Raw genomic sequence first — 11,248 nt, forward strand, 5'->3', positions numbered from 1 at the left:
GTCTACAGCTTTCAGCCCACGAGTTTCAGCCCGCGAGCTGCTTCTTCACCTCGGCGGCGACGCGGCCGCCCTCGGCGAGCCCGGCGACCTTGGGGTTCACGATCTTCATGATCGCGCCCATGGCACGCGGCCCCTCGGCGCCACCCGCCCTGGCCTCGGCCACGGCGGCGCTGACGATGCCGACCAGCTCCTCGTCCGAGAGCTGCTTCGGCAGGTACGCGTCGAGCACCTCCCCCTCCGCCAGCTCGCGCTTCGCCGAGTCGGGACGATTGCCCGCGGCGAAGGCTTCGGCCGCCTCGCGGCGCTTCTTCGCCTCACCGGCGATCACCTTGAGCACCTCGTCGTCGGAGAGCTCACGGGCGGTCGTGCCCGCGACCTCCTTCTTGGTGATGGCGGTGAGCGTGAGGCGGAGCGTGGCGGAGCGGAGTTCGTCGCGGCCCTTCATGGCCGTGATGAGGTCGTCGTGCAGTCGCTGCTTGAGCGTGGTGGTCATGCCGTCGAGTCTCGCACCCGTACGGCGGTGCTGCCGCACATTAACCGCTGGGGGTCCATCGGCCGCTCCCGTCAGACCCCTCCACATCTCATCCACGCCCCATCCGCGTACCGTCCAGGTCCCGGAGATGTCCCGGACCGGTCCCGCGCGGCGAAACACCGACCACCCCGTGGCATCCTGTTCGGTCACAGCTCTGCCGGACGGATCGGCGGACGTCCGGGGGGCAAGGGGACCTGATGAGGCTCTGTTTCCTCGTCGAGGAGCACTACCGTCACGACGGCATGCCTCTCGACGTGGTCGGACAACTGGCCGCCTGGGGACACCAGGTGGATGTCATCCGCCCCGGCGGTTCCCTCATCCGGCTGTCCGAGTTCTCCGAACTGTCCGGGCTCTCCGCCGCGGTGCGCTCGGGCGCGCACGACGCCTGGGTCCTCAAGACCGTCTCCGGCGGCCCTGGCCTGACCCTCCTCGAAGGCGCGGCGGCGCTCGGCCTGACCACGATCAACGACGCCCGCGCGATCCGGGCGGTCCGCGACAAGGCACTCACGGCCCTCATCGCGCAGCAGCACGGCCTGCCGATGCCGGTGACGTACGCGGCAGCCCGGCCCGAACTCTTCGCGGAGGTCCCCGAAGAGCACTTCCCGCTCGTCGTGAAGCCTGCGGCGGGGAGCGCGGGGCGCGGGGTACGGCTGGTCCTCGGCCCGGACCGGCTGACGGAACCCGACGCCGAGACGCCCCATGGGCCCGGACCCGGACCCGGTCCTGAGGACGAAGGCCTGCTCATCGCCCAGCCCTACGTGCCCAACTCCGGGACGGACCTGAAGGTGTACTGCGTCGGCGGTGAGGTGTTCGCGGCCGTCCGGGCCTCGCCGCTCTGCCCGGAACTCGCCGTGGACGAGCGGCTCGTACCGCTCCCCCGCGAGGTGGCGGAACTGGCGGCCGAGATCGGCGCCGTCTTCGGCCTGGACCTGTACGGGATCGACGTGCTGCTCGGGCCCGACGGCCCGGTCGTCGTCGACGTCAATGACTTCCCGAGCTTCCGGAAGGTGCCCGACGCCGTCGCCCGGGTGGCGCGGGCCGTCCTCGACCTGGCCCGGACGGGTGGCGCGACACAGCACCCCGGACGTGGCGCCCTGCGTCCGGAGACCGTGGACTTCGTCCCCGCGCAGGCCGGCACGTGACCACCGCTCCGTCCCGGGTCTGCTTCCTGACGGACAAGCCGGACCATGCCCTACTGGCGGCGACGGCAGCCCTGCTGACGGCACGCCACGACACGCGGGTCGACTTCACGGACCCGGCCGCCGTCTCGGACTTGGGGACGGAGCTCGCGGACGTCTACCTCCTCAAGTCGCACACGCCGCACGCGATCCGGCTCGCTGGAACTCTGGAACGGCGCGGCGCGCGCGTCGTCAACACGGCCGCGGCGACCGAGCTGTGCCAGGACCGGGTCCGGATGGCGGAGACCGCGCTGGCCGCGGGCCTCCCTTTCCCCGTGACCCGAGCCCTGGTGCCCCTGTCACGAATAGCCGCCCCGCCGCCGTCGGGCTACCCGTTCATCGTCAAGAGCCGGGCCAACCGGCGCGGGGACGTCGTCGCGAGGGTCGACGATGCCGCTGACCTGCGGGAACTCGCTCAAAGGTGGCCGGACGAACAGGTGGTCGTCCAGGACTTCACGCCGGGCGACGGCTGGGACCACAAGCTCTGGGTGATCGCGGGCGAGGTCTTCGCGGGCGTGCGCCCGACCCCCCTGGGAGCTCCGGGGACCGCCGGGCGCCGGCCTCCCCCACCCCCGGGAGCCCACGACCTGGCGCTGCGCGCGGGCACGGCCTTCGCCCTCGACGTCTACGGCGTGGACGTCATCGCGGACGGGTCCGGAGCCCCGCTCATCGTCGACATCAACGCCTTTCCCGGCTTCGGGGGCGACAGCGGAGCGCCGCATGCCCTGGCGACCCTCATCTCATCTGCGACGATGGACGCATGCGAGCGCGATACGGAGTTCCCCTCGGCGTAACGGCAGTCGGCGCGGCCTGTGTGGCCTATGCGGCCGGAATCGAACCGCGGGCCTTCAGGCTGCGCCGCTTCGAGGTCCCGGTGCTGCCCGCCGGGATGCGGCCGATCCGGATCCTGCAGGTCTCCGACATCCACATGGTCTCCGGCCAGAACCGGAAGCGCCGCTGGCTGCAGTCCCTGGCGGGTCTGCGCCCCGACCTGGTCGTCAACACCGGTGACAACCTCTCCGACCCGGAGGGCGTCCCCGAGGTCGTGGACGCGCTGGGGCCGCTGATGCAGTTTCCCGGCGCGTACGTCTTCGGCTCGAACGACTACTACGGTCCCCGGTTCCGGAACCCGGGCCGCTACCTCCTGGAGAAGTCCCGCAGGCAGCACGGGCTGAACGGCAAGTCGGAGCCGGTCAACAACGTGATCCGCAACCCGTGGGGTGACCTGCGCGACGCGTTCGATGCCGCCGGCTGGGTGGGCCTGAGCAACACCCGCGGCCACCTCAAGCTCGAGGACGGCATCGAGATCGCCCTCACCGGCCTCGACGACCCGCACATCAAGCGCGACCGCTACGCGGCCGTCGCCGGCGGGGCCCGGACCCCGCCGCGGACCTCAGCCTCGCCATCGTCCACGCCCCGTACCTGCGGGTCCTGGACGCCTTCGCGGCCGACCGCTACCCCCTGATCCTCGCCGGCCACACCCACGGCGGCCAGCTCTGCATCCCCTTCTACGGCGCCCTCGTCACCAACTGCGACCTGGACACCCAGCGCGTGAAGGGCCTCTCGACCCACACCGCGGCCGGCGAGCGCTCCTACCTCCACGTCTCCGCGGGCTGCGGCGCCAACCGCTACACCCCGGTCCGCTTCGCCTGTCCCCCGGAGGCCAGCCTCCTCACCCTGACCGCCCGCAAGCCCGGCCGCCCCACCTGACGAGGCGACCCCGCCATCCCCGCCGGAAACCGGATTTCGTCTCCGGCTCCCGGTCCGCTAAAGTAAACCTCGTTGCACCGGGGTGTGGCGCAGCTTGGTAGCGCGCTTCGTTCGGGACGAAGAGGCCGTGGGTTCAAATCCCGCCACCCCGACGGTATAGCAGCAGGTCAGGGCCCTGATCCTTCCGAGGATCGGGGCCCTGAGTCGTTCCCGGGATCCTCTTGGGAGCCATTTGGGAGCCGACCTGAGGCTGGCCCCCTTCGTCGGCCTCCCGACTGTCAGTCCCTGCCGCTAGTGTCACTGGGGACAATTGCCCCTCAATGGCGAGTGGTGAGCATGACATGACAGACCAAGTGGTCGAGGGCGGCGCGGACCCTCGTAAGGTGTTCGTGATCCACGGACGAAACGACCTTGCCCGTAGGGGACTCTTTGAGTTCCTGCGCGCTATCGGCCTTGACCCGATCGAATGGTCCGAGGCCATCCAGATGACAGGCAAGGGCTCGCCGTACATCGGTGAGGTCCTCGATACTGCGTTCGCCAACGCCCAGGCGGTGGTCGTGCTGCAGACCCCTGACGATGTCACCTACCTGCACGAGAGTCTCACGTACGCCGGTGATCCCGAATGCAGCCCGCAGATGCAGCCCCGACCGAATGTGCTGTTCGAGGCCGGGATGGCCATGGGCCGCGACGAAAACCGCACCGTCATCGTGGAACTCGGGCAGGTGAAGACCTTCAGCGACATCCATGGCCGGCACGTCGTACGCCTCGACAACAGTGTGAGGAAGCGACAGGAACTTGCAACACGTCTGAAAACCGCAGGGTGCGCCACGAGACTGACCGGGTCGGACTGGCACGATGCCGGAGATCTGACCCCGCCCGCCCCACCAGGGGGCGGCCTCCCGCTGGGCCGAAAACTGCCGTCTTCGCAGGCGTCGGGCATGCCCCGGTTGGATGCGCGGTACATCGACAACGGGCAGAGCAGGCTAGGCGAAATCCAGATCACCAACCACGGGCCCGGTGACGTGTTTGACCTAGACATAGACGCGGACGCCAATGTGGGGCTCGTCCCACGGAACGAGGCCGAGTTCCCCGTTCCGAAGCTGCCCGCCGGCAAGTCCGTGCGCGTGGGGCGCATGTCGTCGGACTCTCTCGGGTCACGCTCGAACTCGTACTTCAACATCACCATCACCTACAGGACCGCCGATGGGACACCTGTCGAGCTCGACGAGTTCGTGAGCGGGGCGTGACGTGGACTTCCCGATGACCTTGCCCTTGGACCACGACGGATTTCTTCGTCGAGAATGCCCGCATTGTGTACGCCAGTTCAAATGGCATCACGGGCCAGCGAACGAGGAGGCAGAGGAACAGCCTGCTCCGACGGCCTACTACTGCCCCCTGTGCGGGCAGCCGGCAGGAATGGAATCCTGGTGGACGCAGGAGCAACTCGACTACGCCCAGGGCGTGGCCGCTCCTGCCGCCGTCCGGGAGATCGAGCAAGGACTGCGAGACGCGTTCAAGGGCGCCAGCAGCAAGTATGTGAAATTCGACGTCAAAGGTGGCACCGACGCACCAGATGTACCCGCGCCGCTCACCGAGCCGGACGACATGGGCATCGTGACATCCTCCTGCCACTCATACGAGCCGGTGAAGGTCCCCGAAGACACGTCAGGCCCGTATCACTGCCTCATCTGCGGTCAAGCCTTCGCTGTCTGACCTCAGGCAATCGAAGCGGAAACTGTGGGAAGCAGATAGCTGTGCCCTTCCTGGTAACCAGGCAGGGCACAATAGATTCCCGGCGAGGCCGAAAGGGCCAGAAGTTCCCAACTCCAGAGGCACAGAGATGCCGTTGGCCCAATCCGCAGCTCGTCTGATCGGACGTGGAGCGCGTGCGGTGCGACCAGTAGTCGAGTCACCACCCCCTGGCAGAAGTCTTCCATCTGTTTCAGAGTTAGCGACGAAATCCTTCGCGTCCCCATCTCACTCAGTAGGATCACCGACAGAGCGGACCGCGAGCCACGAGGGGGAGAAATCGTATGGCACATGGGGGGCGTCGACCGTCGGCGGAGCACTTACATCTGCGCAGGTCAGCTGGGATGCGCAAGCGCATCCAGGACCAGGCCCTGATTGAAGTTCGGGGATGCCTGCGGGACTGGGACGACGGTCGCGAGGCAGCACGCGAGGCCAAGGCCGTGGCCGAGACGATCATCTCGCCCGAATACGAGGGCCGGGTGCTCATCGAACTGCTACAGAACGCGCACGACGCCCACCCGGCGCGATCCACCGACGGTCGCATCGAGATCCTGTTCGACGAGAACGAGGGAGAGCACGGCACTCTTTACGTAGCCAACGGCGGCAAACGGTTCGATAGCAAAGACTTCAAATCGCTCTGCAGCATCGCCCTATCCAGCAAACGTGCCGATGCCGGGATCGGCCACAAGGGCGTCGGCTTCAAGAGCGTGCTGCACCTGTGCGACGCTCCCGAAGTTTATAGCGTGGCGCGGGAAGGGTCTCGGATTCTCAATGGGTTCACATTTCGCTTCGCCCGACTCGACGACTTCGACGAACTCGCCCGAGAGGTGGCGCCCGAACGCGAGCTTTTCTCCTCCTACTTGAGGGAGAACCTGCTCACGCTGAAAGTCCCTGTCTACCTGGAGAGCGTACCGCCGATCGCCCAACGTCTGGCGCGCCGGGGCTTCGTGACCGTCGTACGCCTACCGTTGAAGTCGGACGACGCCCGATCGGCTGCCGGCGTGCAGTTGCGGGAGTTCATGGACGACACGGCCCCGTTCGAGCTGTTCCTGGACCGACTGGAACGTGTACGGCTGGAGTGGCGGTCGGCGAGGGAGACCCTGCGCAGGACGTTCGACCGTCAGGTGGAGGTCCTACACAACTCCCGTGGTCTGAAAGTGCAGCAGGTTACGTTGCGTCGGCGGATGCGGCTGATCGTCGTAGGTATAAAGGCTGACGCGAACCGTGCCCGGGACGCGATCGCAGCGTCGGTAGAGAAGAGCGGGATGCGGCGCGACTGGGCGGCTTGGGAGAAGAAAGCCGAGGTACGGGTGGCGGTCCCGCTCGGCGATCCCTTGGAGGATGGGCGGCTCTACACGTTCCTGCCGATGGGTGAGCAGATCCCCGCACCCATGCGGGGGTACGTCCACGCACCGTTCTTCGCAGAGATGAACCGCCGTTCGTTCAATGAGGCAGTGCCGTGGAACAGCCTACTGCTGGACACAGTGGCCGAGCTGTGCGCCCGCGCAGTGCTTGCTGCGGCGGACGGGAAGGCACCGATTCCGCCCGGCGCGCTTGTCGACCTCATGTGTTGGCGGACGGACACGCTGACGCTGTTGATCTCGGCTTTCGAGCGGCTAGACCAGGGCATCGCTCAAGTACCGTTCATCCCGGCGATCGGGACGACCCACGAGGCACGGACTTCCTTGCACCGTGCCGTTCTGTGGGAAGGGAAGCTGGGGTCCACGGTCTTCACCTCATCGGAGGTCGCCGCCGTTGGGGTCACGGATCTCGTCGACCCGAAGCTGCACTCCACTCGGCTGAAGCGGCTAGCGCCCTTGGCCAGGGCTGTGGGCAAGCGCCTCGAACTTCCTGTCGAGCGGCTCGCGTCCTGGGCCGAACGGCTCGCCGAGGCCGCGGCACGTGCCCCCTTCGACCCAGAATGGTGGGCGGACTTCTACTACGACCTCTCCCAGGCGTTCCCTGACGGGTCCGCACTGGTCGGCAGGCGGATTATCATCACCTCCCGGTTGACGACGGCACCAGCCGGCGGGGAAGGCGTCTTCTTCGACCGCGATGTCCTCCAGGGCAGCGCACTTCCACCCCTGCCCGATGGGCTTTCCGACTACCTGCACTTCATCCACAAAGGCATCGCCTGGTCGGGAAAAGGCCGCAAACGTAGAGTCCAAGGCCAGAAGTGGCTCAGGACCGCGAACCTCGTGCACGACTACGGGGCTGACGAGGTGCTCGAAGTTGTCGCCTCCGCGTTGGGTGCGACGGGCGAGGACGACGTTTTGCGCCTTTCATGCTTGCGCTACGTCTGCGGAGTCTCCCACGCATTGGAGCTCGAGGGCCGCAAGGTGCCCCTTCTCAAGAAGCTCCAGGTACCGACCCAGGCGGGCTGGGGGCACGCAAGCCAGGCCATGTTCGGGTCGGGCTGGCCCGGAGAGCACGCCGCGGTCGACGACACGCTGACCCTGTTTCTGGAGCGCGTTCGGGCACTGTCATCCGTCCTCGCCGAGACGGCAGGGCAGCTCCTCGTCTGCCCAGAGGAGCTGTGCGGAGACGCGATCCCCGCGGAAGTGATGCGGCGCTTCCTCGAAAGGCACCAGGTGGCGCACGGACTTCGCCCCCGCAACGAGACCTTCAGGGCTGGGGTCCGGGGAGAGGATCTCAACCGGCCCAACCGTTTCTGGGCCCCAGACCAGACGAGGCGGCTCCCGCAGTGGAGGAGCACGGCCGAGCGCTGGCCGAACCGACGTCAGCTCACCTATACCAGCGTCGAATACCATCCACGGGTCTCCTCCGCAGCCACGCTGCCCGGCCAGGATGACTACGCCGCCTTCTCTGAGGAGGACCGGCGACTCTACGCGGAGCTCATCGTGCACGGCCTCGCTGTCGCCTGGCCCGATGGAGCGCTAGAGATGCATTTCGTCCGCCACAGCGACCGTGTCGGCACCCCGTGGCCCACCCCGCTGGCAGCCTTCCTCGCCTGCGCACCCTGGATCCCACAGACGCCCATTCCGACCACGACGTCTCAGGGGACGACCACGTTCGCCACTGCGGGTACGGCCTGGTGGTGGCGCGGCGTACAACCACCGCCCGGGTTCCTCGTAATCGTGCCGCCTACGCTGCGCAGCAAGCGGTCCACCAAGCTATCGGTACGGCTTGGCTTGCTCCGCATCCGTGCCTGGGACGATCCCGGTACCGCCGGCGTCCGGCTCCGTCAACTGCCCGACCTCGTGCGGGCCGACGCCCGCTTCCGGGATGGCAGACTTGCCCACGAGGTCGGGCAGGAATACGAGAAAGCGTGGGCGCAGCTGCTTTCGCCGGGGGCTGGGACAGGCACCGTGGCCGGTACCCTCACCGCGCCACGCCAGGTACTCGTCACCCGCGCTGGCATTCTTGAATCGCTCGACCCGGCGGAGGCCGACGAGGCGGTCTTCGTCCCAGATCCAGACGGGGCCCAGAACCAGGCCCTGCTGAACCGTGTCCCCGTGCCCATGATCCCGATCCGGGACAAGGCACTCGGCGGCCGGGTCCATACCTTTCTCGGTCAGAGGACAACGTTTGACGTCCAACGGTGCAGCGATGCCGAACACGACATCCAGACCGACCAACTGCCTATCTGTGACGCACCCTGCGTCCCGTTGACGGAGTACGCCGGACCCTGGCTGCGTACCCTGGTCGCTGCCCTGGTGGAATTCGATGACGAACGCACCTCCCGTCTGGAGCCGGTGGCCGTGACCGAAGTGGACGGCCTGCTGCGCCGCTGCGACGTAACGGTGGCCGACGAGGCCATCGTCTGGATCGCTGGCCACCGCCTTACCGAGAACGGGGCAGACCGCGTCCTGCTGCACCCGCACCCCGACAGGCCCCGCATCGTCGTCGTGCGCAACGGGCCACGCAGCGGCTGGCGGATTCTCCGCGCCGCCGCTCCCGCCATGGCCGCGTTCATCGGCGCCCCCTACCTCGAACATGGACTGTGGGCTGCGCTGACCAAACTCGAAGAGCGCGGACTCAAGACCGACAACGTTCCCGACGAGGAACTCGGGGCTGTCCTGGACATCCAACCGCACCAACTGCAGGCCGTCCTCGCCGAGCGTGCCTCGCAGCGCTCCGGCAGCGCGCGGATCGTCCCCCTCCTCGCCTGCCTCGATCTCAACCTCGCGGAGGAACTCCGTCGAAGCGCCGAGGACTTCTCCGACCGCGCCTCCCTCCATGTCTGGCTCACCAGCCGAATCGGCGCACAGGACGCAGAACTCCTCACACGGCTGCTCGAGGACGATGACCGCGAGCGGCAACTGACCGCCCTCTCCGTGCCGCTGGCCGACGCCAATCGCGCATGGCGCGCACTGGGACTTGCCGAGATCGACAACAGGGAACGGCACGAGCGGCAGTTCGCGGCCTGGCTCCAGCGGAACCGCCCCGCACTCGCGTCACGGATCCGAGACTCCTATGCAGACGTTCACCGGTCCGGGCGCTCCCTATCCGGGTATGTAAAGCTGCGGGACCTCTCCCCGCTTACGCCTGACCTGGCCTGGCACACGACGCTATGGCACCTCTCCGACGAACTCCTCCAGGGCCACGCGGACGCGTGGCTGGCGAAACACGTCCCCACCCCTTCGCAAACGTCCCGCCCGCTGCAACCGCTCGCCGAAGTACGCGAGGCGTCCAGCACAGCGGTCCACAAGCAGGTGCCACGGCTGCGCCCACTGATCGAGGAATGGCAGCAGCTTCACCTCTCAAGCCACCGTGCGGAACTGCCACCCGCCCAGGATGTTCTCCGAGAACTGGACGACGACGGGCTGCTGGACTTCGAGGTCCTCTCCGTGAAGGCGTTGATCACCCAGCTCAGAACCCGTGGCCACTGGCCCGAGGACATGCCGCTGTCAGATCGGCGCACGGACCTCGGCCTGACCGCGACGCGTCCGTCGGCACCAGCCGGAAACAACGGCGGATCCCCGGGCAGCGGCCGATCAGGGGTGCCCGCCCCCGGCCCTCAAGTGCTGCTGAATGGCCAGCCCATGTCGGCGAGGCCCGACGATCTCGCAGCGCTCGCCCGCGAGGTAGCAGCCGACCTCACGCCAGAGCAGCAGGCCACCTCGGCCACGTCCGCCACGACGCTTGCGGCACGGGTTCCGGGGCCTCGTACCTCGTTGTCGCCCGGTACGAGGTCACACGGCGGTTCGTATCAAGCCCCCGTAACCGACCGGGACCGGACCCTGGCGGTGGGGCTTGCGGGCGAGGGCCGCCGTAGCCGTGTGGCTGCACGGGCAGTTCGGCGTCGAACCACAGGACTCCTGGAAGTCCGGCCTGCGGGTCCATGGGCTCGTAGGCGGGCAGCAGGGGGACGATCGGCTCGGCTACGACTTCCTCATCCACGACGGTGACGCGACCTACCTCTATGAGGTCAAGGCATCTACCAGCAACAGTGGCGAGATCATTCTCGGCGAGTCCGAGGTACGACGCGCTTCCCAGCTGAAGCCGAGCGAGACGTACTTCATCGTGTACGTCTCCCATGTCCTCGACCGTGACAGCCGCGCCATCACTGTGCTACCCAACCCGTTCGGTGCCCCTGACCTCGCCGGCTTCGAACTGGTCAGTACCCAGCTGAGGCTACGTTTCAACATTCGTTGAGCTATCGCGTTCGTGCACGGCTGGCCGCCGGCGACGAGGGCTGCCTGCATCAGACGGGCCAACCTGCTAGCAAAGAACTTGGTACCTGATTCAGGGGCACCGCAGTCTCTCGCCGCACGAGCACGCAGTTAAGGATCGTCCGCCGCCACGCCCTCTCCGCCCGCGGGAGCGCGCAAAGTACAGCAGCGAAGTACAGCAACCAGCCCGACCGACAGCGACCCGTGCGGCACTTCTGACCTGCACACATGACCTCAGCAACCGCCCCGCCGAGAATTCGGGACGAAGCGGCCGTGGGTTCAAATCCCGCCACCCCGACGGTATAGCAGCAGGTCAGGGCCCAGATTCTCACTGAGAATCTGGGTCCTGTCTCGTTTCCGGGGGATCTTGGGAGCCGTTTGGGAGCCGTTTTCGGAATCCGGCTCCCAGGGAGCGACCGACGGGCAGAGCTCACCGCACAGCT

General features: G+C 67.5%; 6 protein-coding genes, 1 tRNA gene and 1 pseudogene. 7 read left to right on the forward strand and 1 reads right to left on the reverse strand.

The genetic code is table 11. The annotated features are described in order from the left end of the window. Positions 1–25 precede the first annotated feature (25 nt). On the reverse strand, positions 26–493 hold the full coding sequence (locus M2266_RS16810) for a GatB/YqeY domain-containing protein (protein ID WP_277438920.1): 468 nt from the start codon (positions 491–493) through the stop codon (positions 26–28). Between the two features lie 236 nt (positions 494–729). On the opposite strand from M2266_RS16810, the gene M2266_RS16815 reads away from it, so the two are divergent. From M2266_RS16815 to M2266_RS16845, 7 genes and pseudogenes are all read left to right on the forward strand, one after another. Further along, entirely contained in the window at positions 730–1,674 is a 945-nt protein-coding gene (locus M2266_RS16815) for a hypothetical protein (RefSeq protein ID WP_277438921.1), read from the forward strand. Next, the gene (locus M2266_RS16820; RefSeq protein ID WP_277438922.1) at positions 1,671–2,504 is read left to right on the forward strand and encodes an alpha-L-glutamate ligase; all 834 of its coding nucleotides are present in this window, start codon (positions 1,671–1,673) and stop codon (positions 2,502–2,504) included. The genes M2266_RS16815 and M2266_RS16820 overlap by 4 nt, the downstream gene beginning before the upstream one ends. After that, a pseudogene (locus M2266_RS16825) lies at positions 2,471–3,420 on the forward strand (metallophosphoesterase). Before M2266_RS16820 ends, M2266_RS16825 begins: the two are co-directional and overlap by 34 nt. A 78-nt stretch (positions 3,421–3,498) precedes the next feature. Next, positions 3,499–3,572: transfer RNA gene (locus M2266_RS16830), tRNA-Pro, on the forward strand. Between the two features lie 189 nt (positions 3,573–3,761). Further along, complete coding sequence (locus tag M2266_RS16835; RefSeq protein WP_277438923.1) at positions 3,762–4,667, forward strand: nucleotide-binding protein; 906 nt, start codon at positions 3,762–3,764, stop codon at positions 4,665–4,667. Position 4,668: 1 nt separating this feature from the next. Next, positions 4,669–5,133, forward strand: a complete 465-nt coding sequence (locus tag M2266_RS16840) for a hypothetical protein (RefSeq protein WP_277438924.1) — start codon at positions 4,669–4,671, stop codon at positions 5,131–5,133. A 380-nt stretch (positions 5,134–5,513) separates the two neighbouring features. Next, on the forward strand, positions 5,514–10,541 hold the full coding sequence (locus M2266_RS16845) for an ATP-binding protein (protein ID WP_277438925.1): 5,028 nt from the start codon (positions 5,514–5,516) through the stop codon (positions 10,539–10,541). Positions 10,542–11,248 lie beyond the last annotated feature (707 nt).

Source organism: Streptomyces sp. SPB162, from assembly GCF_029504575.1.
Lineage (GTDB): Bacteria > Actinomycetota > Actinomycetes > Streptomycetales > Streptomycetaceae > Actinacidiphila.

Excerpts from the sequence above, each read along its gene's own strand:
- M2266_RS16810 (WP_277438920.1), bottom strand. The coding sequence starts at position 493 with ATGACCACCACGCTCAAGCAGCGACTGCACGACGACCTCATCACGGCC.
- M2266_RS16815 (WP_277438921.1), top strand. The coding sequence starts at position 730 with ATGAGGCTCTGTTTCCTCGTCGAGGAGCACTACCGTCACGACGGCATG.
- M2266_RS16835 (WP_277438923.1), top strand. The coding sequence starts at position 3,762 with ATGACAGACCAAGTGGTCGAGGGCGGCGCGGACCCTCGTAAGGTGTTC.
- M2266_RS16845 (WP_277438925.1), top strand. The coding sequence starts at position 5,514 with ATGCGCAAGCGCATCCAGGACCAGGCCCTGATTGAAGTTCGGGGATGC.